Below are 25,203 nucleotides of genomic sequence, written 5' to 3'. Positions count from 1 at the left end.
TCCGCGCTTCCTAAATATTCTCGAATGGCTGGTACTTTATTTTTTCGCAAGTCCCTTACAGTTCTTGGAACGGGCCAAGTAATGCCCAAGGGTTTCTCGTTGCTGCCAATGTGGGTTTATTTACCACTGGTAAGCAACCGCCGATTGTGCCAGATGTATTTTTGAGCCTAGATGTACAGATAGCAGAAAACTGGTGGGAAAAAAAACATCGCTCCTATTTCTTTTGGGAGTTTGGCAAACCGCCAGAGGTAGTAATTGAAATTGTCTCTAATCGAGAAGGCAATGAAACAGGGCGAAAATTATTAGAGTATGCCAGGATGCGGGTAATGTACTACATTATCTTTGACCCAACTCAGCAACTTGGTGGTGAAATTCTACAGATGTATGAGTTGCGAGGGCGGCAATATATACCCACAAGCGAGCAATGGCTGACTGAAGTTGAGTTAGGTTTATGTTTGTGGGAAGGTGCGTATGAAGGTAAGCGAGATGTTTGGTTGCGGTGGTGTGACATTGAAGGTAATGTGATTCCTACTGTTGCAGAACGAGCCGAACAAGAGCGAGAAGCTAAAGAAACTGCCCTGCAACGGGTTGAACGCTTGGCAGCACAGTTACGAGCCTTGGGTGTTGAGCCAGGAGCGTGAGGAGGGAGTAGGAAGTGGGGTAATTCAATTAATTGCAAAACGCTGTCAGAGCGAAATTGCCAGGAAACCCCCTATCTAAAAAGAAAAAACCCGCCGTAGCGGGTTACACAACAAAACTATGAACAATGAAAACTTGATTTAGCTGGAATACCTCATTTCAGCTTCCAGTTGACGAATCAGCTGTTCGTCGCCTTTTGCTCTGGCTATTTCCAAGCGATGCTCTAGGCTTCTTTGAATATTGGCTCTGTGAGCTTCTCGTGATTTGCTTAGACTTTGTAATCTATTTTGACTCATAGTGATTACCTGCTTTAATTTTTCGCTTTATGTCTTGTATTCTTAACATAACATATATTTTGTAGCTGTTGCTACAGAAAATATCTTTTTTATATAATTTTACCAAAATATGTCTAAGAAGCAGATAGATGAACAACCACTCATGACTTTACTGAGCGATTTCGGCGATCGCGATGTTTATGTAGGCATAATGAAGGGAGTCATGGCCCAAATCAACCCCAGACTGATGGTGGTAGACTTAACGCACCAAATTCCGCCGCAAGACATCGCCGCAGCCAGGTTCAGCCTGATGAATGCTTATGCCCATTTCCCAGTTGGGACAGTGCATCTGGCAGTAGTAGATCCGGGTGTGGGAAGCAAGCGACGAGCGATCGCTGTAGAATTTGCTCAAGGGTTTTTGGTTGGGCCAGATAATGGTATATTCAGCGGGGTACTTAGTCAAAGTCCGGTGATCGCAGCCGTCGAACTCACAAATCTTAATTATTGGCGAACTTCTCAACCAAGTAAGACTTTTCACGGTAGAGATATCTTTGCACCAGTGGCAGCTAATCTTGCTAGTGGTGTTCCTCTCAAACAGCTAGGACAAGAAATCGACCCAGCAAGTTTGGTAAAGCTGGATATAGGCAACTGTAAGCAAACAACAACTGGTGTAGTGGGTTGCATTCAATATATTGACCACTTTGGCAACCTAGTGAGTAACATTCCAGCGAGTTACGTGCAAGGCAAAAGTTGGTATGTGCAAGTTGCTGGATTGAGTGTACCAGGCTGTGAAACTTACAGTGAGGTCAAAATGGGAGAGATAATAGCTTTAGTTGGCAGTCACGGCTGGGTAGAAATTGCTATTAATTGCGGACATGCTCACTCACAATTACAGATTAATTTACAAGATGCGTTAGAAGTCTTGTTTTTTTAAGAAAATCAGACCAGTGAATATTGCTAAAGTTAAGACAGTGAAAAATCATCAGGCTGCAAAGTGCCTGTTGGTGATTTGTGCCAAAGGCAAAGAAAGGAGAAAATTCTAGATATAAAACGGAGGTTGGGCAACTGCACACCACTTAAAAACAAGCATTTTCATTCACCGTAGGCAGTGCCAATTCGACAAAAATTTCCAGAAAGTAACTGCTAAAAGATGTAAGTTTAGGAATGGTGACATGAAGTTCGCCTTATTGCTCATAATAATAAAAGTAACCCTTGAGCAATTTCCCGTTGTACTCTACTAGAGAATCATAATTATATTCTTAGCTATGACTATACAAACACTCTCTGCACCAGAAGTTTATCAAGGTCAGTTTGGGGAATTTACAATTACTCAGAGCGATCGCACTGGCGTAATTATCTATCGTGCTGGATTGATGGTAGCAGCACTGAGCTTTGCGATAGGCAGCGCTTTGATTTTACTCAACAATAACCCAACAGTTGTAACTTTACTGACACCTCTATATGCTTGTTTTAGTCTCGCTCTTGGTGTAAGTTTATTTACCATCCATATCTATATGGCATCACTGCACCGAACGTTGCAAGTTTTTTGGGCAATCGGTAGTATCGCATCAGTGATTCTGGCAATCACTAGTAGTGAACCTTTAGCTCTTGCTGTTTACAACCAGCCAATTACCTTATTTGGAGTTGGTTTTATTTTCGTAGCTTTGACAGGTATTTATTTTAAAGAAGCTTTTTGCTTCAATCGCCTGGAAACAAAAGTATTAACCCCAATTGTACCGCTACTGTTGTTAGGACATTTGGTAGGAATTTTACCAACTCAGGGAGAAAGTGTTTTATTAGGAACTTGGGCGATATTATTTTTAGTGTTTGCCCTGCGAAAGACAGTCCAAGCAATTCCTGCTGATATTGGAGATAAGTCTGTGTTTACCTACTTAAAAGAACAACGTTTAGCTAAGGTTTAATGCGGATAAAAAATCGTCGGTGTCAAAAATTTCCCAAAATCAAACTAATCAAACGCCAAGAAATGTGGACACTTACGGCTCAAGGGTGGGCGATTGCGATCGCTTTGATTGCCTATTTAATATTTTTCCTTTTTACTCATGTACACTCATTTCTCGCCGTAACTTCCCCGATCCAATCAGCAGAAGTATTAGTTGTTGAAGGATGGCTACCAGATTACGCTATAGAAAAAGCTTTGACTGAATTTCAAAACGGTTCTTATCATCAAATAATTACTACCGGAGGCACATTAGGAAAAGGAAGTTATCTTACCGGATACAAGAACTTTGCAGACGTGTCGGCTGACACCTTTATAAAACTCGGTTTAGAAGCAGAAAAAGTAGTAGCTGTTCCGACACCTTTTGTGGTTAAGGATCGTAGTTATGCATCTGCTGCTGAATTTGAGCGTTGGCTATCCAATTCAAACTTAAAAATAGAATCGATTAATCTTTTTTCCTTGGACGTTCATGCCCGTAGGAGTTGGTTTCTTTTTAAAAAAATACTTACCCCTCACATTAACGTTGGTGTAATTGCTGCCAAAACGCAAGATTATAATCCAAACAAATGGTGGAGTTCTAGCGAAGGTGTGCGGACAGTTCTTGATGAAGGCATCGCTTATCTTTATGCACGGTTTTTGAACTGGAAAGCCTAACAGTAGTAATTCGTAATTCGTAATGACGCTCTCTACAAGACGCTGCGCATAGCTTGCTTCTCTGTAAGAGTACGCAGACTCGCTACTGCTACGTTCGCGGAGCGTCTGGTAGAGAAGACAGTAATTCGTAATTACCCGACTTATTTAATAAGTCGGGGAGCTATCTACTGAGCGTTTTATGTTTAATTAGGTTGACCTACTTACCCAGGATTTGTAATAATGCTTGCCGATAAATTTTCAGACCCTCTGCATTCAGATGGTCGCCATCACTGGTGAAATTTTCTTTAAGAACATTATTTTCATATAATGGTGCTAGTCCGGCTGCGGCAACTGGCACTTTTTCTGTTTCAGCAACTTGATTAATCAGAAGATTAATTTGTTCAACTCTAGCAAGTGGGGCTGCTACAGTTGGATCTGAGCTTGCTGCAACTGTCGAATAAAAAGCCGGAATCAGAAAAATCTCTTTAGTTCCCATTGTGCGGACAAGTGCGATCGCCTCTTGGAGATTTTTGCTAAATAACTCATCACTAATTCTATACAAAGCATCGTTTCCACCTATGGCAATAATGGCTTTTTCGCATTTCACCTTGGTAGGAATTAAACTTTTCAGTTGTTCTAGTAATGAGATTGTACTCAGACCATTTAACCCAAAATTAAAAGTACCACTCCCAAGGGTATTGCCAAGTCCAGCCGAAATAGAATCGCCAAATAAGCAACCTGAGAACTGTTTATCCTGGGCGGCGAGTGTTTGATATTGTAGTGCAACTTTCCCTAAAGGTGAAGAACTTACGTCATCTTTCGGCGGCGCATCAGCAGAACTAGAAGAGGAATTTGCCATACCGACTAGCTTCTGAATTTTTGACACGTCAATAACTAGTTGATTACTGGGATAGGCTTGGAGAAAGCTGGCTATTCCTAGACCTTCTGGCGATCTTGCTCCTATGATAATGGCAGATCGTAGTGCTTGTATACTGGCTTGATCGCGACGAGCGATCGCTTGGGAAGCAAAAGATAAAATTTGCTTGCCCATTCCTGTGTTTACCAGCTTATCTAAAGCCACAATATCAAGCGACATTTTCACCTGAAGGGCTTCTTGGAACTTCTGTTTCTCTTTAACGCTGAGGTAATCTAGAAAAGATTGCAGATCGGCAGAAACCTTTTGTGTCTCGTCATAGTTGCGTATATCTGCCACCGGGATCGATTGCTCAAACAATCCGTACCTGACGGTAACTTTTTCGGCTGCCAAACTAGGTAATAAACCAAGCCCGCTATGCAGCAGTAAAAATATAAAGCACCCAGATAGGCTTATTAGAAGACGATAGAAATATTTCATCACAGAAGATAAGAAGATAGATAGTCAATAGTTAATAGTCAAGAGTCAAGAGTCAAAAGTCAAGGGGAATTGGGAAAGAGGAGGCAGAAGTTCTTTGTAGAGACGGCGATTCATCGCGTCTCTTGCCTTAACCAAACAGTATTGCCCCCACTCCCCCTCGCCATCAACAGCCAACCCTAATTTGGGAATACTCAATCCAGTAGGCGTGAGGATAGAACTGTGGTAGAAGAAGGGGCATATTGGCTAGCTTGGGCACAAATTTCGGGAATTGGGCCGGTATTACTGCGACGGCTGCAACAGCATTTTGGCACGCTGGCAACTGCTTGGAACGCTACTAAGGTACAGTTAGGAGAAGTAGAGGGTTTTGGTTTTCAGACACTAGAAAAAGTAGTACAACAGCGATCGCATTTACACCCAGAACAACTATTCACCAAGCACCAGCAGGAAAACTCTCATTTCTGGACACCAGCAGATGCAGATTATCCCCGTTTACTGCTAGAAACTCCTAGTCCACCGCCGATTTTGTACTATCGCGGTGAAGTCGAACTCCAAGAAAATCTCGGACAAAAACCAATGATTGGGATTGTCGGAACCCGCCAACCCTCAGAATACGGTATCCGTTGGACTCGCCAAATTAGTACAGCTTTGGCTAAAAATGGCTTTACAGTTGTTTCTGGGATGGCAGAGGGAATTGACACCGAAAGCCACATCGCCGCCATGAAAGCAGGTGGACGGACGATCGCAGTTTTGGGAACTGGTGTCGATGTCATCTATCCACATAAAAATCGGGATTTGTACAAGCAAATTTTGACGGCTGGGTTAGTCGTAAGTGAGTACCCCACAAAAACCCCACCCGATCGGACTCACTTTCCCCGTCGCAACCGAATTATTGCGGGTTTAAGCCGCGCCATCCTAGTAATGGAAGCGCCTTTAAAATCTGGTGCTTTAATAACAGCTACCTACGCAAATGAATTTGGTAGAGATGTCTATGCATTACCTGGGAGACTGGACGATTATCCATCCCAAGGATGCTTAAAGTTACTGAATCAGGGAGCTTCCTTCATTCTTAAGGAACTAGACGAACTGTTAACAATGCTAGGAGCAATACCACAAATTGATGGAGTTGAGGCTTCCACAGCACCAGAACAGTTAAGTTTGCCAACTTTATCGCCAGAATTGCAAACGGTAATGGATGCGATGGCAAGTGAAGCTTTACCCTTCGATTTGATTGTCCAACAAACCGGCATGGCTGCTGGCTCAGTTTCCGGTGCTTTGTTACAGTTGGAACTTATGGGTTTAGTTTCGCAACTACCAGGAATGCGGTATCAAAAAAGTTAAGGGGTAAAAGACAACACACTTTACTGCTGTATACGTGCTTGTATACATCAGTAAAGTGTTGTCTACATATATGTTTAGACTTGCTTGCCAAAAGTCGATTCAATATCTACCGAATCCGCAACACATTCAGTCCAATTACTGCTGCAATATCTCCAGCACATTGAGAGAACATCGGCAGTTATATAGCTAGTACAGCATGGCGTAAATAAACATACCATTTCAAATGGCGCAAGAGCTTGGAATATAATTCTTTTGACTTTTGAATGCGTGACTTTTGACTTCCGCCTTGCGGTACTAGTGATATTTTAGTTCCCCAAACCCTTCTAAACCATACTTTTTCCATTTATGTAAAACTTCTCTGACTGTCTGTGAAGTTCAATTTACATGAGCCACTATTTTTTCTACATACCAACCGTGTACGTTTAACCTAATTACTTCTGCTTGTTCTTTGACTTTCTGTAGTACATCTGCTGTTCTAAGGTTTAACTTGGTTGTGTCTTGCTCGCGAGTCAGAAATACCCTTAAACAAGCGCCCATATTTTAGCTACCTCAGTAGATTCTTTCACCGTATTTATCTTCACATAGTTCAGTTTTTTCGCACTCAGGACTTACGCAAAGGTAACGTATTTACGTCATTGCGAGCGTTCGCGCAGCGTCTCCCTTAGGAGAAGCGAAGCAATCTCATCAAGACTGGGATTGCTTCACTACACTGCGTTTCGTACCCTACGGGAACACCAAAGGCGAACGCAATGACCAATTATCGCTGCGTAAGTCCTGGTACTTACTTATCACCATTATTATACACAAAAATAATATATTTTCTACACAAAAAAGACATACATCTAGTTAAATCCTCGGATAAGATACAAATAAGAGTAAATACTTAGAAGTATATTAACTTTATACTACTTAGATTTTAGTCTGAATTATCAAGCTACCTTTAAAATAATCATGCCATTCGTACAACCGACTAATACTCTAAATCACGAGATTAAAGAGAATCTTCAGCAATTTTGTTTCTGTACTCTAGCTATAGGTGCAAAGTATCGTAAACTCGCTCTTGATTTAGCAGCAGATTTAGAAAAATTTTCATCCCAACCACTGCTTATCCTGACTGATAAACCACAAGATTTCAATCAATCTTCCCATCTACTGGTTTTTAAGCATCAGCAAAAGAGTATAGGATGTTACCATGATAAACGCTATGTTATTGCAAAAGCTTTATCTCTTTATGATGCTTGTGTGTTTGTTGATGCTGATATGCGAATTTTAAAAGATGTGGCACAGATTCAGTGGCAACCTGGTATCTCAGCTCGCAGTTGTGCAAACATTCTGCAACACTATCAACCAGCCAAGGGTAGACCAGATCGCATCAAACGTATACAGATGATTAAAAAATGTTCTAAAAAATTCAATCTGGACTTAGAGCAAGTCAACTTTATAAGTGAGTTTATGTTTGCTGTTGCTAAAGATTCAGGCAAGGAGATCGAGTTTTTAGAACTATGGGAAAAAATTGGCAACTACTTTGAACTAAATGGAATATATGACAGTGAGGGTAGTGTAATAGGACTAGCGGCAGCTGCTCAAGAATTTCCCCTCCGACATCATGAAATGCCAGAAATTGAATTTTTCAATGACAAAATTGATGCTATTAGAATTAGAAAAGGACAGGTAGAGCAGGAAAAACTAGCAGCCTATTTCGAGAATTACAAACAGAAGGCATTCCGACAGCGCTCACTCCTGGAAAAAATTACTAGCCGCATCGGGAAGTTCGCAAGATATCTCTATTTTTTAGCCTGGTTGCGAGTTACTACATTAAAGGATTTTGTTTTTTACTATAGGTAAAAAATTAAGTTTTTACAGAAAGTTTAAAACCACTGCTGAATTGTCGCCTATCTCTCCTGAAGTTTTTGTTCTTCAGAGTAAATTAGTTATTACTGCTGAGACAATTAACTATCTTTAACGCTAAAACTGAGAATAACCACTTACTTAATGGGACTTTAGAAAATATGAAAATAGGATATCTTCTTCATCGCTTAAGATTAGGACTGCACAACAAGTGGTGGCTGTTTAACTACCGCTGGCGAGAGTTTCAGTTAAAGCTACAGTTTTACTGGCTTATGTATCAAAGCAGTAAAGGAATAGATTTTAGTCAAAAATCGGCACTCATATTTGCTCCTCACCAAGATGATGAAGTACTCGGCTGTGGTGGCATAATTGCACTCAAGCGAGAACAAGGTGTGCCTGTTAAGGTTGTTTTTGTCACGGATGGTGGAGCTTCCCATGCAGATTATTCTAAGATTACTCGCGAGGAAATTGTTCAAATCCGTAGACAAGAAGCACTCACTGCTTTGAACATCTTGGGTGTTAATTCCACAGATATTCACTTTCTCGATAAACGAGATGGTGGACTGCGCTGGATGACCAAAACAGAGCGGCAGCAAACCATTGAGGAAATAGCTTTGTTGTTACGTTCTTTTGATCCGAAAGAAGTGTATGTGACTCACAATCAGGATCGGAGTGTTGACCATGAGATTACTTATGAACTCGTTGTTAATGCAATAGCTGTAGCCGAAGTGAAGGTGGAATTGTGGCAGTACGCCATTTGGTTACTTTGGAAATCTTTGCTATTTCGCAATCTGAAGTTTAAAGAATTAGCAGGCGCTCATCGACAAGCTATCCACAAGGTGCAATTCAAGAAAAAGCAAGCAATTGAAACTTACCGCTCCCAATATCTACCTATAGATGCTGAATCCAGTGCTGTATTACCGCCTGGGTTCCTTTGGAGATTTTTATTACCTCATGAGGTTTTTTTCAAATCAGAATTATCAACATATCTCAAAAAGGATAATGCCATTCATCCAAACTACTAACTTTATCGTTTACGAGAGTAAAGATTTAATAAAACTTTTAGAGAGAATAAAATGCTGATAAGCGAACGCTCTATTCACTGCTTATTTGCGTAGTTTTAATCCGATTATCGGCTCGTAATTAAAAAATTCATAATTCATAATTATCTTGGAGGGTAATACTGAGGATTCATTACTGGAGATTGATAACCGCTTGTGGGTACTGTACTTCCCATGCCGTTGGGTACAGGAGTGACAACAGGAGGCTGATAAATGCTCATGGGCGCAGTGCCTGTTGTACCGTTAGGTAAAGCAGGATTCGCAACCTGGGGCTGATAACCATTTGCGGGTACAGTGTTTGTAGTGGCGTTGGGTGTGACAGGATTTTGGCTAAACTCTTGGTAGGCTGCACGAGAAATTGAGCTAATCAATTTTTCGGCACGAGGATCGTTTTCTGGGCGTTGTACCATGACGGAAGCTATGTAGCGCTTGCCAGTTGGAACAACAATTAAACCTGCATCTGCCAACATTGTGCCGATATCACCCGTTTTGTGGTATGCTCTTGCGCCTGTTCCCAAACCTGATGGTAGCAGAGTGTCTTTTTGGGTGCGACGCAAGATATCGAGCATGAGATCGCGTGATGGCATACTGACTAAATTTCCCTGACTCACAATCGCCATCAAATTCCCTAGTTCCTTGGGACTAGTGGTGTTTGTGCCTTGCAAATCTGGGAGTTGATTACGAATTGTTGTAGCTGTCAATCCCCAACTACGGAAACGCTGGTTTAAAGCATCTATTCCTCCCAGTCGGGCAATCAGCATATTTGTCGCTGTGTTGTCGCTGATTGTAATCATTTTAGTGACTACTTCCAAAGCGGCGTACTGAGTTCCGGGTGGTTTGTATTGCAGATTTCCCGAACCGCCAGCTACCATATCCTGTTGCATGGTCAGCATATCATCTAGGCGAATTTTCCCCGCGTCCACATCCTGGAAAAAGGCAATCAGAATTGGCACTTTAATCGTGCTAGCCGCCGGAAAACTGGTAGAGGCATTGATATCTACATAATTACCAGTATCTAAATCTACTAAGAAAATTCCAGGTGTGAGATTTGGGTTGGTGGCCGCCAAATTTTGCACGGAATTTTTCAACGAGGTAATTTCCTGAGATAGGTATAGACTCGAAGCTGCGGCTGGAGGAGTTTGGGTAGGTTGTGGCTGCGATCGCGCCACATTACTATTAGATTGCGACGCCGAGTTCGTGCTGATGCGATTGGCTGGGTCTAATACTGACAATACAGTGCCCACAATTGCACCCATCCCAACACCCACAATCAATAACCGCAAAACATACAATATGGTTTTGGCCATTGGCTTTAACCGGGTTTTCCGCGATGAGCGTCTGCCTGTTTTTGGCTTTTCCATCCGCACTGTTTTAACCATCACAGCACCTGGTCGGAAGGGAGGAATTTTTCCCTTGACACTAGGTATTGGTTTTACTGCCGTTGGCATGACTAACCCCGATTTTACCCTACGTGTAGCGCCAGAGATTGGGGGAGGACTGATTTGATTTTTTGGGCGTGTTAGTGCCCCGTCAGATCCATTTGTAGTTTGCTGCTGACTGTTAGCTTTAACTCTCTTTTTTACCACTTTTTGAACTTTTTGTGGCTGCTGGCGGCGATTTAAGGGTTGACGCCGCGAGAAAGCTGTTAGTTCGCCACTTGATTCTGACACAGTTACTCCTTGTGACCCACTTGACTGTTTTCTTGCAGACTCTTGACCCCAAACTTAATCTTTAAGCAATATTAATACTCAAATTCCACTTTGCCACTAAGTAGCATTTTTGTGTTTAGTTTAAGCCATATTAATTATTTTGGGGAGATGATTGCGTATATATTAAACGAATAATTACAAGTTTTCACTATTCTTCTGGTTTTTCAGCGCCCATTCTACCTGCTGCAAAATTCCTCGCAGCATAGCTACCTCCCCAGTTTTCAAGTGAGCGCGATTATACAATTGGCGAAATTTTCCCATACGACTAGCTGCCGTATGGGGATATACATAACCAATTTTCAGTAATATTGATTCTAATTGCTGGTAGTATCCTTCCACAACCTCCAAGGGTGCGAGTTCAGTTTGAGGTAAGGTTTGAGTGTCAAGTTGTTGGGCACATTGTGACAATTCATAACAACAAATTGCTACAGCAGTAGCCAAATTCAGGGCGACATAATCTTGACTTGTGGGAATGCCAACAAACCTCTGTGCATAATTTAATTCTTCATTGCTTAATCCCCGGTCTTCTCTGCCAAAAATCAGTGCTGTGGGTTTTTCTGGTTCCTCCAGTAACCAGGGTAGTGCAGTGCGAGGATTTTCTAAGGGTGTTTCCCAACTGCGAACGCGACCAGTGGTAGCGATCGCCCGTACACATCCATGCAATGCTTCTGGTAAGGTCGCCACGAATACCGCAGATTCTAAAATTTCTTGAGCGTGAACAGCCATCATCAAAGCTTCCGTCGATAGTGGATCGCATTGGGGGTTCACTAATACTAAATTATATAGACCGAAATTTTTCATTACCCTGGCGATCGCGCCGATATTTATCGGCCCAGCTGGTTCTACCAACACAATTCTTAATCCAGCCAAGCCCATTTTTTGCCTCCTGTGATCGCACCAGATAATCCTTACAGGCTAATTTTCAGCGTCGTCGTTCTGCTGAAGAGTTTCCTTGAAATCATTTTAGCTGTGTAAGTGAATGCCTGCATCAGGTCTGAACAGTTCAGCGCAATCTCCGCCGTTGGGCTAGTCGTTTGTCGCTTTTTAGAAGTTACCTGCTTTAATCATCACAACATTGATGGGCCCAGCTGGTACCAACACAATTCTTAATCCAGCCAAGCTCATTTTTTGCCTACTGCGATCGCACTCAGAAATACTTTTAGGCTGATTCTCAGCATTGTATGTTCTGCTGAAAAGTTTCTTTGACATCATTGTAGCTTTAATCAAGCCAGAATTAATCTGGGTTTATACATGATTTAATCCGTAACTGTCTTTTTTAAAATTGGTATTAGTTTCGAGTAATCACATATTTAACTGACTATCTATGATTTTAAATTAAACCTGTTATTTTTTTACAAATTTGGGAATTCTATAACTGAGACTCTGACCAAGCACATTTGAACAAACGTCATCGTGCTTGGAGTTAAACACCATGTGTGGCTGTGGGAATCATCCGATATACAGTTAGGGATAATCGGAAAACTAAAAGCTATAAGACGAATTTATCTGCTGAAAGCTGGATTTAGTTTCCTTAATCGTCTACCTTGCTAACAAGTATAAAACAATATTTAAGTGAAAGCTATGAACAACGAACTGGGCAAAGAGCTTGATAATCGCTATATAATCACCAAGCTACTTGGTAGCGGAGGATTTGGCGATACTTATCTAGCTAAAGACAAACGTTTAGAATGGCATGAATGTGTAGTCAAAAAAGTTCAATTAAACAAGATTCCTCCAAATTTTATAGATGATGTAAAAAAGCGATTTCGTGAGGAAGCCAAATTCCTATTTTTATTTGAGGAGTGTGATCAAATTCCTAAAATTACTGATTTTTTTGAGAACAATGGGGAACTCTATATAGTCCAAAATTTTATAGATGGTCATGACTTGAGTAAAGAGATGGACAAGCCTTTGAGTGAGAATCAAGTAATCAATATGTTACAAGATATTCTTGAGGTTTTGGAATTTATTCATCAAGAAAACATCATTCACAGAGATATTAAACCTCAAAATTTAATGCGTCGCCAGCGTGACAAAAAGATTGTAATTATTGATTTTGGGATAGCTAAACTTATTGATGAAATGACTACTAAGGCATCTGCCCAAGGTCTAAAGCCTCGAACTATTAGTATTGGTACTCCTGGTTATATGCCATCCGAACAAATCGATGGAAACCCACAACTTAGCAGTGATATCTACGCAGTGGGTATAATTGGTATCCAAGCCCTCACAGGGCTATCTCCACATGTATTAGATAGTGGTTCTAAAATACATGAGATTGTTTGGCGAAATAAAGCACCAAAGGTTAGCCGAAAGTTAGCAGGTATTTTAGAAAAAATGGTTCGTCGTGACTATAACCAGCGTTATCAAGATGCGACAGAGGCTTTGAAAGCTTTAAAGTCATTAAACACCACACCTGTTTTCCTATTTCCTTTACTTTTGTTATTGTTACTTGCAGGAGCTTTAGGACTTTTAAGTGTATTAGTAGTTTTAGGAATATCAAAAAAGCAATCATTTGATAATCCCCCTATAGTCACAAAACCTGAAGCTCCAAAATATGAATCAGTAAAAATAGTTGATGATGTTTATTCGCCGTGGGTGGAAGGTAGAGACAAGTACGGTGGAAGTGCTGAATTTAAGACAGCAGTTCTGTCTATTGGCTATCGATGGAAAGTTGGAGAATCGAATTTTGTAGAAGATAAAAATAAGACTATTACTCTCACACAATTAAAATCTCAAATCGAGAAAAAAGGAGAAATATTCAAGCAGATTGAGAATCCTAATAAAATTATTTCTGTTGGAACAGCATCTTGTGAAGCAGATTCAAGTCAGGAAGATCCACGAACCCGGGAAGAAGCTAGAGCATTACAACGAGCAAAGCAACTGCAAAAGCTGGTTTCTAAAGAGTTGTTTAGTGTAGGTGAATATAAATTGTTGAATTTAGGTCAATTTAAGTCTGATTCTTGTAAACGTCATCCAGATGAAACATCATTGCAGAGAAGCATTATCATGATCGGTGTTAGGAAAGAAACACCTGGTGTAATTCTTGATCAAGCTCTCCGGGATAAGTTTCAACAGGAACTTAATAACCCTAAAAATAAAATTCAAAACTATTCAGTTAATCTCAATAATTACTCACTTGGCTCGGAAGATAAATTTAGGTTAATTACTGATAACACTCCTTAAAGTAGCCCTCGGCATGGTGCGCTTTCCTGAAGTGTGTCCTTCTTTCTATTGTAAACTTGGCAAGAGTGGTATATTACAGCAGTTTTCAATTGAATAGACTATATGCCAAGGGGCATAATGTATTGTGCGCCTACAATGACTTGTATTCCACGTAGTTGAAAATTGCTGTAAAGTAGCGATGTCTATAACAGGCTATACCTACGTCATTTCCTGAAGATTTTGATTAAATTATTGTAATATCAACCTTGTAATATCAACTGATTTCACTTAACAATGAAAAGCTCCAGGAAAGGTTGGTTACGTAAAAGACTCAAAATTACTCTGATTTTCCTGTTAGTGCTAGGGCTATTGTTAGTGGGATTTACCACCTATACTGTGCGCAAATCCTTTCCGCAAGAGAGTGGCACAATTCAATTACGTGAACTGAAAGCCGAAGTAACCGTCCAACGTCATAAATGGGGAGTTCCCCATATTTATGCTGCCAACTCCCACGATTTATTTATGGCGCAAGGTTATATCCATGCCCAAGACCGCTTTTGGCAAATGGACTTTTGGCGACACATTGGTTCTGGGCGACTCTCAGAAATGTTTGGTTCATCTCAAGTTGACACTGATAAATATCTGCGAACAATGGGTTGTGCAAGAGTAGCGCAGCAAGAAATTCAGGAAATTAATGCAGAGATGAAAGCATACCTGGAAGCTTACGCCGATGGTGTCAATGCCTATTTGGCAGAGCATCAAGGTAGCGCCCTGAGTTTAGAATATGCTGTGCTAAAATTCCTCAATCCTGGGTATAAGCCAGAACCTTGGCAAATACTGCATTCTCTGACTTGGGGTAAGGTAATGGCTTACGACTTGGGCAGAAATTTCGAGAGCGAAATTGAACGTGCTATTTTGCTTAAAACCCTTAACCCAAATCAAGTAGAGGAACTTTTTCCACCTTACCCTAAAGACTTGCCAGTTATTTTACCTGAGTTGCAGCAAGAAACAAGGGAAGCAGCGGAAGAGAGGGACAATAATGTTGAAGTCCTTCTCAATTCTCCAGATGTATTACCTGCTTTAGAGTCAATTACTAAGCCGATGATGGCTTTAGAACAACTCATTGGGCCCACAGGAATAGGTATTGGCTCGAACAACTGGGTAATATCTGGTCAGCGGACGGCAACAGGTAAGCCAATCTTGGCGAATGACCCCCACTTAGGTGTGCAAATACCCTCTATCTGGTACGAGGTTGGTTTGCATTGCACACCGAAGAGTGCAGAATGTCCCTACAACGTTTCTGGCTTTTCCTTTGCGGGAATGATTGGGGTAATTATCGGTCATAGCGATCGCATTGCCTGGGGTGTCACCAATGTACAATCTGATGTAATGGATTTATACATCGAGAAAATCAACCCGAAAAATCCCAATCAGTATGAGGTCAATGGCAAATGGGTTGATATGCAACTCGTGCAAGAGGCGATTCAAATAGCCGGAAGTCAGCCGATTGTACAAACGGTGCGCTATACCCGACATGGGCCGATTCTCTCTGATGTTTCGCCAAATCTGAAGCAATTCAAGTCAAGTCAGCCGCTAGAATTACTGCAAAACTACGCCGTAGCCCTACGCTGGACAGCCCTAGCACCATCCAAGCTAGGGTATGCCATTCCCCAAATCAATCGTGCTCAAAACTGGCAGGAATTCCGTACTGCTGCCAGCAATTATGATGTCCCGGCTCAAAACTTGGTCTACGCTGACATTGATGGCAATATTGGCTACCAATTGCCTGGTAAATTCCCCATCCGCGCTAAGGGAGATGGGCGTTATCCCGTTCCTGGTTGGACGGATGAATATGAGTGGCAAGGCTATATTGACTTTGAGAAATTGCCCAAAAGTTTTAATCCACCTCAGGGTTATATTGCTACTGCCAATAATTTAGTTATGCGTGAATATCCTTACTTGATTACCGCAGACTGGGTTTATGGCTACCGAGCAAAGCGGATTGTTGAAATGATTTCACAACAAACTCAGCCGATTTCCTTGAAGGATGTGCAGCAGATACAGGGTGACGATCGCAATTTAAATGCACAAACACTAGTGCCAGTACTAAAATCTATCACTGTTAATACACCTCGCTTACAAGCAGCCCAAAAACTGCTGCAAGATTGGAATTTGCAGTTAAGAATGACATCGCCTGCTGCTGCTCTATTTGAAGTATTCTGGAAACACTTGCTAGCAGATACATTTCACGATCAGTTGCCTGAAAAGTACTTTCCTGATGGAGGCGATCGCTGGTATGCTGTGGTAGCAAATCTGGTAAATCAGCCCAATAGTTCTTGGTGGGATAACCGCAACACCCCAAAAGTTGAAAACCGCGACCAAATCCTTCGGCAGTCCTTTATAGAAGCCGTGGATGAACTAGAACGAATTCAAAGCAAAGACCCGAACAACTGGAATTGGGGCAAGCTGCATACCATTACTTTTCGGAATGCCACCTTGGGTAAATCTGGCGTTGCACCGATTGAAGCTTTATTTAATCGTGGTGCATTTGCGACATCTGGTAATGGCGAAACAGTGAATGCTAACCGCTGGATAGCAAATAAATCCTTTGAGGTAACTGATATTCCTTCACTGCGGATGATTGTAGATTTGGAAAATTTAGATAACTCAGTAACAATTCACACCCCTGGACAATCAGGCCATGCTTTCCATAGCCACTACAACGATATGGTTGAACCTTGGCGCAAAATTGAATACCACCAGATGTTATGGGAATCAAATAATGTTACAGAAAATACTACTGCCACACTAAGGCTAATTCCAAAAGTGGTAGAGTAAAGGACAACATGACTATACAATTTAAAATCCGGCTATTTACGTGTAATTACATACGCATTTTCGGAAAAATGAAGTATAAAGTAACAGGGCAGAAAGAAAGTTAAAAACAAAAATAAAGATTCTTTTTAGAAAAAGTATTTTCGCCGATCGTGCATTTCTACTGCCCAACTTTCACGAAACATAGTTGGAGATCATAGAACCTATGCAGCACGTATTTAAGCAAAGTTTTATACTTTCAGTCACAACTGCGATCGCTTTATTATTTGCAGGTTGTGGCGAAAGTAAAGTTGCTCAATGTAACAAAGTCATAAAAGTTGCCAATCAGGCATCTACTCTAGGTCAGGAATTCGCTAAAAATCCCAATCCCGCAAAAGGTTCTAAAGCTCTAACTGAACTTGCTGGTAAGATAGACCCACTTGCCAAAGAGATGAAAGCACTGGAAATTAAGGATGAAAAATTGCAAGGTTTCCAAGGACGCTTTCTCACACTCTATCAGAACATCAGTAAGGAATTGAATAATGCAGCAACAGCCATAGATAAAAAGAATATACCAGCAGCAAAGGGCTTTTTGGTATCTCTGCAAAAGAGTAGTAGCGAAGAAAGTTCAATAGTCAACGAAATTAATAGTTACTGTTCTGGCAAATAATCAATTCTCCTCTGCCTTAACTTTTGCTGTGTAGCCAAGATCGACAAGCCAAACTTCTCCACGATTAGGGCTACTCATCAGAAGCTTCTTGCCGATCTAACTCCAAAAAAAGTTCTTCTGCATTCCAAACCAAATCTTCCTTTGACAAATATGGAAAGTCCAAATGTCTGACCCTTTTTAAAATCTCCAAAGCTATTTCCAGTCTCTCTGGCTCTGGCAGACGATCAAAGGTGCTTAACAATTCTTCAACTGGAGCAGTCATGACTCTCTTCATTAGACACCCCAATAGCATAGCACGACCCATATAAACGTTTTGTGAGATGAGATTGCTCTATAGACAATTTTTTAAATTATTCAACGATCGCAGGAAATGAGCGATGGCACCACAGACAATCCCAAAACTACGCCAAGTATAAGCGATGCCTGTGGCGGGCTACGCCTACGTACTCTGTTCAGCTTCAGAAAGTTGCATTAGAGTGTAGTGTTAGACAAATAGAATTTTATTGCTGTATATGTAATCCATGAACTATACCGCCTTCAGAATCAAATCTAGACTGAATGATAGAAAAAAATCTGCTATCTCCCTTTTCAAAATGTCTGAAAATTGTGTAAGCGAGTATATCAGCAAGTTGAATTAGTCTCGAAGCTTTTGAGTCTAAAAATAAAGGTACTTCAGAAAAGTTTCTGATAACACCCCAACTGTATCCAATAGTTCTAAAGTCAGTTGCTAAAGATTGAATTGTTGTCTCGTAAGTGGATTTGTCAAAAATTATGATGCCTCTCTGTGTATTATCATTTTTGTGCAGCCTGATCAAATACCTATCAAACCTACTAGCCAGTTGTTCAAATGCAACTTCAACAGGGTCTTTTGGTGATACTACAGTCTTTTTGATCGCACTTGCGAATAGTCGATTAGTTGGGTGTGACTGTAGGAAAACCTGCAAAATATCTTCAATAGCTTTCTCTCTATCGGTCTTAGGATAGCTTCTCCACTTTCCTCTACCACTCAGCATTGGACTACCGTGCAATTCAACTGATACTGGATCGGCAGGATCAAATCTAGCAGCAATTTGGTCAAGCTGATCAGAAATCCAATATCCTTGGCGCTCAAATACACAAAATCCAGCCAGTACAAAATATTGTTGGTTTGAGTCGTGGGTTGTACCAGACTCATCTGCATACAGCAAATACATGACTGTTCTATATTCTTAGACAATAAAAATCAGTCAAGGGAAGACCTAGCTTCCGCGATCTGAAAAGGTCAGACCTCTTGACTGCTATTTATATTGTATCAGCTACTTTATAGGCTAGCTTGTCTCTGGTTGCCTAGTTATTAAAGTAAAATAGCTTACTCTGCGATCACACCACAGATAACCTCAAAACTACGCCCAGTAGAAGCGATCGCATCTTGTTCAGCTTCAGGAAGTTGTATTAGAGTGTGGTATTAAATAAATAGAGTTTTATTGCTATATATGTATCCCTAAAACTTTTCCATCATCTATACATTCATAACCAAAAGCCTCTTGAAAATAATCGTTTGACATAAACTCTAAATATATATCTCGAAATAAACGACTAATACCAATTCTGTATAAAGATGCGCCAAATTATTTATATAAGGAAGGAACCGCATTCGCGCAGCGTCTCGTAAGAGTTGGACACAAAGGAAGAAAGAAAATTTGGCGCAGCCTCACAAAGAAATGGTATAAGCATCGACAAATCGAAACTAACAACTTCGGGATTTTTGCCTATACGTGCACAATAATATTGCCGATTAACCATATTACTTTTTGGAATAGCTTATCTGATGATGCCTAAATGTCTAATTGTATACAACAAAGACGCAGAAAATGCTCTCTGCGCCTCTGCGTCTTTGTATGAAAAAAACTTACACCATCTCAGACGAAGCCTGCACCATTTGCTGCGGCTGAGGCTGGAACATAAACAACGAGTACACCACATCTCGGCGAATGTTAACCATCATATCCAAGAACAATTCATACCCCTCGCTCTTATACTCAATCAGCGGGTCTTTTTGCCCATAACCACGTAATCCCACCGATTCGCGTAAGGCATCCATTTGTTGCAGGTGTTCCCGCCACAGGGTATCAATGCGTTGCAAGATAAAGAAACGTTCCGCTTGGCGCATCAGTCCGGGTTGAACTTGGTCAATCTGCGCTTCTTTGAGGTCGTAAGCAATTCGCACCTGTTCGTGGAGGAAGGCTTTAATCTCGCTGACTGTGATATCTTCTAATTGACTTGCTTGCAAATCCGCTAGCAGATAGACGAATTCTTTGACTTTTTCAACCAACTTTTCTAACTCCCACTCTTCGGAGGGCAAGTCTACGTTGATGTAGAAGTCAACGATGTCATCCATCGTTTTTTCAGCGTATTTAATCACCTGTTCTTTCAAGTCTTGACCTTCTAGGACTCGGCGGCGTTCGGCGTAAATAGCACGACGTTGATTATTCATCACCTCGTCATACTCAAACACCTGCTTCCGAATGTCGTAGTAGTAGGTTTCAACTTTTTTCTGTGCGCCTTCCAAACTGCGGGTAAGCATCCCAGATTCAATGGGCATATCTTCTTCCACTTGGAAGGCATTCATTAACCCAGCAACGCGATCGCCACCAAAAATCCGCAGTAGGTTATCCTCTAAACTGAGGAAGAATCTCGTGGTTCCAGGGTCGCCTTGTCTTCCTGCACGTCCGCGCAACTGATTATCAATCCGCCGCGATTCGTGGCGTTCTGTACCAATTACGTGCAAACCGCCAATTCCCACTACCTCATCATGTTCGCGGGTAGTAAATTGTTCGTATTCCTGTTTAACGCGGTTGTAAGCTGACCGCAATTTTAGAATCACAGGGTCGTCGATGGGAGCTTTTTCGGCGGCTACAGCTACCTTGTCTTCTGCTTCCAATTCTGGTAAACTGCGATCGCCATACTCACGCACTGCAATTTCTACTGCATCTTTGAGTAGTTTCTCTGTTTCTTTTGTTAACTGGGTGGGGAAGATTTCTGGCGAAGCCCGCCAAGTTTTGACTTTTTTGCCAGGGACAAAGCCTTGACCACCACCGTGTCCTGTAGGCAATCCGGCTGGTCTTTGAACGCCAAAGCTATCTTCATCTTCTGGCATGACGATCCGGGGCATGAAGTATTCCCGCAGCTTCAGACGTGCCATATATTCGGAGTTACCACCCAGGATGATGTCTGTACCTCTACCAGCCATGTTAGTAGCAATAGTAACAGCACCTTTGCGTCCTGCCTGAGCGACGATTTCCGCCTCACGTTCGACATTTTCCGGTCGGGCGTTGAGTAATTCGTGGGGAATTTCCAGTTGCTTCAGTAGCCGACTGAGAAGTTCGGATTTTTCTACACTAGTGGTTCCCACTAATACAGGTCTGCCGAGTTCGTGCATTTCGGCACATTCTTTCGCGATCGCTCCCCACTTGCCTGCTTCTGTCTTAAAGACCATATCAGACAAATCTTCGCGTCTGCGATCGCGGTTGGTGGGAATTACCGCAACTTCCAATTTGTAAATTTTTTCAAATTCTGGTTCTTCCGTTTTTGCTGTTCCTGTCATTCCACCGAGTTTTGGATACAGCAAAAACAGATTTTGATAAGTAATTGTCGCTAGAGTTTGAGTTTCTGGCTGAATTTCTACGTGTTCTTTGGCTTCAATCGCCTGGTGTAGTCCATCACTCCAACGCCGTCCGGGTAGTACCCGTCCAGTAAATTCATCCACAATTACCACTTCCCCATTACGGACGATGTAATTTACATCCTTGAGAAAAAGTTCTTTGGCTTTAATTGCATTGAAAACGAAGTGCGCCCAAGGATCTTCTGGGTCAAATAAATCTGTGACTCCCAAAAGATTTTCTGATTCAGCAAACCCTTCATCTGTCAATAGCACGTTACGAGCTTTTTCATCCACATCATAATGCTCGTCTTTTTTGAGTGTGAATGCTATTTCAGCGGCTTGCAGATATTTTTCTGTAGGTCTTTCCACCTGCCCAGAAATAATTAGCGGTGTCCGTGCCTCATCAATTAAAATCGAGTCTACCTCGTCAATCACGCAATAATTGAACGGGCGTTGTACCACATCTGCCATTGATGTCGCCATGTTATCCCGTAGGTAGTCAAACCCTACTTCGCTGTTGGTGACGTATGTGATATCACACTCGTAATTTTTCTGACGTTCGCTGGGAGTCATGCTTGACTGAATTAGCCCCACACTCAACCCCAAGAACCGATGCACCTGTCCCATCCATTCCGCGTCCCGACGAGCCAGGTAATCGTTGACGGTAACGACGTGTACACCTTTACCAGTAAGGGCATTTAAGTAACTCGGCAAGGTAGCGACTAGTGTTTTACCTTCGCCAGTTTTCATTTCGGCAATTTGCCCCACGTGCAAAATGATACCGCCAAGAAGTTGGACATCAAAGTGCCGCAAGCCTAAGACTCGTCGTCCTGCTTCCCGAACAACGGCGTAAGCTTCTGGCAATATGTCATCTAGGGTTTCGCCTTTAGTGAGCCGTTGTTTAAATTCAACGGTTTTACCTTTTAACTCATCATCGGAAAGAACCTTAATTTCTTCCTCTAAAAGGTTAATTTCAGTAACAGAAGGTTGGTATTTTTTAAGCTTACGAGCGTTGGGGTCGCCCAACAAAAGTTTTAGCATGGCAGGTTATAGAACTGAATCAAAGGGGATGGAAATTAAAGGGTAGGCATTGATTATAAACATTTAACCCAGCCCAAACGTTTTAGTCGTAGATGGGTGTGAAATGAGAATTACCTCAAAAACAGGATAAAAACTAGCCAATCATTTAATAAACTGATTGGTTTTAACTCTTATCTTATATTTACTCTTTCTTCATAGTATCATTTTGCCCCCAGATGGGGCCAGAGAGGGAGTGGGGGAATAGAGTTAGGAGTTAGGAGTTAGGAGTTATGAATTTTTCAATTCCTCACTTCTAACTCCTCACTCCTCACTTCCACTCTGGTGTCAGGCGGCGGAAATTGTAATCATTAGCACTGGGATGACAGCTGACACAGCTGCCAATCTGGACGGGACGTCGTAACTCAACTCCTGGATGCAAAGCTTTGAAATAACGCGAGTTGTTGACGCGATATGGTGTTTCTTCGTCGTCTAGCTGCACACGGGAGAAAGTCGAAAGATATTTCCACACCAAGATGCGTGGCGGATCGACTAAAGGCTGGAGTTGTGCTCCGTAGTGCTGCGAGTCTTGCAGAATATTTTTCCAAGTTTGGGTAGGTAAAACGGCTGGTGGTATGGCAATGTGACATCTGGAGCAGTTTTCTAAATACAGTTCTTGCCCCAGTTGGTATTGTGCAGGTACTACGTCAACAGTGCCAATTTCAGCGGGGGAAGTAGCACTTTGGGCGTTAGTTGCCAAGGCTAGAAGCCAGCCCATAGCTAAACTCCACGTTACAATTACCAGAAGTAAACCGAAAAATTGGCGTTTGAATTCACGTTCCGCGCTTGGCTGTAGTGCTTGGCGTTGGCGTAGCCCGCCGTAGGCATCGCGGATTTTGCGCTTAACAAAAATTGACATTCCTCACATTCCCAGATATTTAAAAGTGGCGCTTGTGCTAATCATAAGACTTACGCAGTATTGGCAGTGTTTCAAATTTTGCGTAAGTAGTTTTGGCAAGCAACACATTTTTGATATCGACAACAGTAATATAAATATTTATTCAGCGCACCACTGACTATGCAAGGAAAAATGTTCTAGTACATCACCGCGTAAATAAACTAACCATTTAAAATCAATGAAATGCTTACTCTATATTCATTTTGAATTTTGAATTTTGAATTCGCCTTGCGGTACTAGCAGTTTTAATCTGACTCACTAGAAAAATCAGCCACAATATCTCGGATTTCATTTGCACCAATATCTTCTCGGTCAGATTTGGAATAAATCGTTAGTAGCAAAAGACTTGTAGGTGACTCAACTTGATAAATCAATCGGTATCCAGCACTCTTACCTTTTTGGATACTACTGTTACGAACTCTCACCTTATAAACAATATATTCCTCACCAATGCCCGCAATGCGTAGGCGTAGCCCGCCGTAGGCATCGCCGACAAAATTTCCTTGCTGTAATTGCAGGGTAATCGGTTGAACATCAGAGCGAATATTGCGAAATCTTTTTGATAGTCTGTAAAGTTCTTGCTCAAACTCATCGGAAAATCGAATTAAAACTGCATTATCACTCAGCATCAATCCTGTCCCATAGCTCACTGATTGGTCTAGTTTGACCAGATTTTGCTTGCTGCAAGGCTCTCCTCAAACTAGCTTTAATCTCCTCAACGGGTGTATCATCAGGGTCAACCTCTTCTGTTTCTGCTTGTTCTGGAACCAACACAATCACCCGAACCTGATGAGGATAAGTGTTTCCCTGAATCGGCTCATCTAGAACTAGATTTCCTTGAGAATCAATCCTGCCGGTAACTTCGATCGCTTTCATTTGTTGTCTACCTGATTTTGTAGGAGATCCTAACACGCCCAAATTCCGGCAGGTTCAGGAAACTTAAGTTCAGTCAAGTCTGACTATTATGAGGTATTTACTAAAATGGTGATGGGAGGAAATTTCCCTGATAGTTTGGATAAGTTGATACGCAATGTGCAAACTGACGCAGAAGGAACCGGAGTAAAAGCGTAAAAAAATATTTTTCCCAGCAATAAATAGAGTTATCGCCATCTCGGATAGCTGTTTTTTAGCTCATCGAAGTCACGTTACCTTAAGGAATAGAAACCGATCGCAATAATCGCTCAACAACAGTCCTTGAATTGCGTCCTCCTCTAGGAATAAGGCGATGGCAAAGAACGTGAGGGACAAGAAATTTCACATCATCGGGAATGGCATAATCACGCCCTAATAGAAAAGCTAGCGCTTGGGCAGCCCGTTGTAATGCTAATGTGCCACGCGGACTGACACCAAGAGCGATTTCCTCATCTTGACGTGTTGCCCGCACCAATTCGAGGATGTACTGTTGCAAGGAAGTTGCCACTTTTACTTGAGAGCAGAGGTAACGCAATTCCTGTACTTCTGCCAAGGTAATACAAGGCTGCAAATTAGCAACTTTTACACCATTTTGGAGATTTTGCAGCATCAGCAGTTCTTCTGCCTCAGAAGGATAGCCCAAACTCAGCGACAACATAAACCGATCCATTTGCGCTTCTGGCAGGGGAAAAGTACCTTGATACTCAATAGGGTTTTGAGTGGCAATGACAAAAAATGGTTGGGGAACTGCACGAGAGACACCATCAACTGTTACCTGATGTTCCTCCATAACTTCCAATAAAGCTGACTGAGTGCGGGGTGTAGCGCGGTTAATTTCGTCAGCCAATAGCACATTGGTAAAGACTGGCCCAGGCAGAAAAGTAAATTCGCCGCTTTTTGGGTTCCAGATGTTGGTGCCAGTAATGTCAGTTGGCAGTAAATCGGGAGTGCATTGTAGCCGTTGAAACTTGCCATCTAGTGAACGAGCTAAGGATTTAGCGAGCAGGGTTTTACCAACACCAGGAACATCTTCTAAGAGAGCATGACCACCACCTAGCAATGCTACTAGCACTAAGCGTATTGCCTCAGCTTTGCCAACGATGGTAAGAGCCAGATTTTGTGTTAAAGCGTCGATTTTTTCTCTCATGCGTTGTAGGGAGTGGGGACTGGGGAGTGGGGAATGGGGAATGGGGAGATGAGGGGGATGAGGGAG

General features: G+C 41.9%; 22 protein-coding genes. 10 read left to right on the top strand and 12 right to left on the bottom strand.

Annotation, left to right across the window (positions count from 1 at the left end; all coding sequences use genetic code 11):
- The first annotated feature begins 14 nt into the window (after positions 1-14).
- On the top strand, positions 15-641 hold the full coding sequence (locus HWQ40_RS09510; RefSeq protein ID WP_366933942.1) for a Uma2 family endonuclease: 627 nt from the start codon (positions 15-17) through the stop codon (positions 639-641).
- Between the two features lie 138 nt (positions 642-779).
- On the opposite strand, the gene HWQ40_RS09505 is transcribed toward HWQ40_RS09510, so the two are convergent.
- Complete coding sequence (locus HWQ40_RS09505; protein ID WP_289799106.1) at positions 780-935, bottom strand: hypothetical protein; 156 nt, start codon at positions 933-935, stop codon at positions 780-782.
- Between the two features lie 109 nt (positions 936-1,044).
- Between HWQ40_RS09505 and HWQ40_RS09500 the strand changes: the two genes are divergently transcribed.
- From HWQ40_RS09500 to HWQ40_RS09490, 3 genes are all read left to right on the top strand, one after another.
- Positions 1,045-1,848, top strand: a complete 804-nt coding sequence (locus tag HWQ40_RS09500; RefSeq protein WP_292776975.1) for an SAM-dependent chlorinase/fluorinase — start codon at positions 1,045-1,047, stop codon at positions 1,846-1,848.
- Between the two features lie 331 nt (positions 1,849-2,179).
- A complete protein-coding gene (locus HWQ40_RS09495; RefSeq protein WP_292776972.1) occupies positions 2,180-2,836 on the top strand; it encodes a DUF2301 domain-containing membrane protein in 657 nt (218 codons plus the stop codon).
- Complete coding sequence (locus HWQ40_RS09490) at positions 2,836-3,525, top strand: ElyC/SanA/YdcF family protein (RefSeq protein WP_292776970.1); 690 nt, start codon at positions 2,836-2,838, stop codon at positions 3,523-3,525. Before HWQ40_RS09495 ends, HWQ40_RS09490 begins: the two co-directional genes overlap by 1 nt.
- Positions 3,526-3,721: 196 nt before the next feature.
- Here HWQ40_RS09490 and HWQ40_RS09485 read toward each other — a convergent pair whose 3' ends face one another.
- Complete coding sequence (locus HWQ40_RS09485) at positions 3,722-4,858, bottom strand: alpha/beta hydrolase (RefSeq protein ID WP_292776968.1); 1,137 nt, start codon at positions 4,856-4,858, stop codon at positions 3,722-3,724.
- Between the two features lie 219 nt (positions 4,859-5,077).
- Here HWQ40_RS09485 and dprA point away from each other — a divergent pair, with 219 nt between their 5' ends.
- Positions 5,078-6,196, top strand: coding sequence for a DNA-processing protein DprA (gene dprA / locus HWQ40_RS09480; RefSeq protein WP_292776966.1), 1,119 nt, complete (start codon positions 5,078-5,080; stop codon positions 6,194-6,196).
- A gap of 375 nt (positions 6,197-6,571) precedes the next feature.
- On the opposite strand, the gene HWQ40_RS09475 is transcribed toward dprA, so the two are convergent.
- Positions 6,572-6,733, bottom strand: a complete 162-nt coding sequence (locus HWQ40_RS09475; RefSeq protein WP_292776964.1) for a hypothetical protein — start codon at positions 6,731-6,733, stop codon at positions 6,572-6,574.
- 414 nt (positions 6,734-7,147) lie between these two features.
- Between HWQ40_RS09475 and HWQ40_RS09470 the strand changes: the two genes are divergently transcribed.
- Together HWQ40_RS09470 and HWQ40_RS09465 are read left to right on the top strand one after the other, a co-directional pair.
- The gene (locus HWQ40_RS09470; protein WP_292776962.1) at positions 7,148-8,041 is read left to right on the top strand and encodes a hypothetical protein; all 894 of its coding nucleotides are present in this window, start codon (positions 7,148-7,150) and stop codon (positions 8,039-8,041) included.
- A 164-nt stretch (positions 8,042-8,205) separates the two neighbouring features.
- A complete protein-coding gene (locus HWQ40_RS09465; protein ID WP_292776959.1) occupies positions 8,206-9,069 on the top strand; it encodes a PIG-L family deacetylase in 864 nt (287 codons plus the stop codon).
- Between the two features lie 140 nt (positions 9,070-9,209).
- On the opposite strand, the gene HWQ40_RS09460 is transcribed toward HWQ40_RS09465, so the two are convergent.
- On the bottom strand, positions 9,210-10,775 hold the full coding sequence (locus HWQ40_RS09460) for a serine hydrolase (RefSeq protein ID WP_292776957.1): 1,566 nt from the start codon (positions 10,773-10,775) through the stop codon (positions 9,210-9,212).
- 174 nt (positions 10,776-10,949) lie between these two features.
- Positions 10,950-11,690 (bottom strand): RNA methyltransferase, encoded by a 741-nt coding sequence (locus HWQ40_RS09455; protein ID WP_292776954.1) that lies wholly within the window; start codon positions 11,688-11,690, stop codon positions 10,950-10,952.
- A gap of 705 nt (positions 11,691-12,395) precedes the next feature.
- On the opposite strand from HWQ40_RS09455, the gene HWQ40_RS09450 reads away from it, so the two are divergent.
- The 3 genes from HWQ40_RS09450 (at position 12,396) to HWQ40_RS09440 (ending at position 17,463) form a co-directional block, all read left to right on the top strand.
- Positions 12,396-14,000: a serine/threonine-protein kinase gene (locus HWQ40_RS09450; RefSeq protein ID WP_292776951.1), complete on the top strand. Its 1,605-nt coding sequence runs from the start codon at positions 12,396-12,398 to the stop codon at positions 13,998-14,000.
- A 273-nt stretch (positions 14,001-14,273) separates the two neighbouring features.
- Complete coding sequence (locus HWQ40_RS09445) at positions 14,274-16,817, top strand: penicillin acylase family protein (protein WP_292776949.1); 2,544 nt, start codon at positions 14,274-14,276, stop codon at positions 16,815-16,817.
- Between the two features lie 202 nt (positions 16,818-17,019).
- The gene (locus HWQ40_RS09440; protein ID WP_292776947.1) at positions 17,020-17,463 is read left to right on the top strand and encodes a hypothetical protein; all 444 of its coding nucleotides are present in this window, start codon (positions 17,020-17,022) and stop codon (positions 17,461-17,463) included.
- Between the two features lie 70 nt (positions 17,464-17,533).
- Here HWQ40_RS09440 and HWQ40_RS09435 read toward each other — a convergent pair whose 3' ends face one another.
- The 7 genes from HWQ40_RS09435 to HWQ40_RS09405 all read right to left on the bottom strand — a co-directional run bounded on the left by HWQ40_RS09435 (position 17,534) and on the right by HWQ40_RS09405 (position 25,137).
- Complete coding sequence (locus HWQ40_RS09435; protein ID WP_292776945.1) at positions 17,534-17,725, bottom strand: hypothetical protein; 192 nt, start codon at positions 17,723-17,725, stop codon at positions 17,534-17,536.
- A gap of 238 nt (positions 17,726-17,963) precedes the next feature.
- Positions 17,964-18,650, bottom strand: coding sequence for a DUF3800 domain-containing protein (locus HWQ40_RS09430; protein WP_292776943.1), 687 nt, complete (start codon positions 18,648-18,650; stop codon positions 17,964-17,966).
- 701 nt (positions 18,651-19,351) lie between these two features.
- Positions 19,352-22,144 (bottom strand): preprotein translocase subunit SecA, encoded by a 2,793-nt coding sequence (gene secA, locus HWQ40_RS09425; RefSeq protein ID WP_292776940.1) that lies wholly within the window; start codon positions 22,142-22,144, stop codon positions 19,352-19,354.
- A gap of 307 nt (positions 22,145-22,451) precedes the next feature.
- Positions 22,452-23,039: a cytochrome C gene (locus HWQ40_RS09420; RefSeq protein ID WP_292776938.1), complete on the bottom strand. Its 588-nt coding sequence runs from the start codon at positions 23,037-23,039 to the stop codon at positions 22,452-22,454.
- 284 nt (positions 23,040-23,323) lie between these two features.
- Positions 23,324-23,707, bottom strand: a complete 384-nt coding sequence (locus tag HWQ40_RS09415) for a type II toxin-antitoxin system RelE/ParE family toxin (protein WP_292776935.1) — start codon at positions 23,705-23,707, stop codon at positions 23,324-23,326.
- On the bottom strand, positions 23,697-23,954 hold the full coding sequence (locus tag HWQ40_RS09410) for a hypothetical protein (RefSeq protein WP_292776982.1): 258 nt from the start codon (positions 23,952-23,954) through the stop codon (positions 23,697-23,699). Before HWQ40_RS09410 ends, HWQ40_RS09415 begins: the two co-directional genes overlap by 11 nt.
- A gap of 274 nt (positions 23,955-24,228) precedes the next feature.
- On the bottom strand, positions 24,229-25,137 hold the full coding sequence (locus tag HWQ40_RS09405; RefSeq protein WP_104909400.1) for a MoxR family ATPase: 909 nt from the start codon (positions 25,135-25,137) through the stop codon (positions 24,229-24,231).
- Between the last annotated feature and the right edge of the window lie 66 nt (positions 25,138-25,203).

Source organism: Nostoc sp. NMS9, assembly GCF_017114995.1.
Lineage (GTDB): Bacteria > Cyanobacteriota > Cyanobacteriia > Cyanobacteriales > Nostocaceae > Nostoc.
This window is presented reverse-complemented; position numbering and strand designations above follow the sequence as displayed.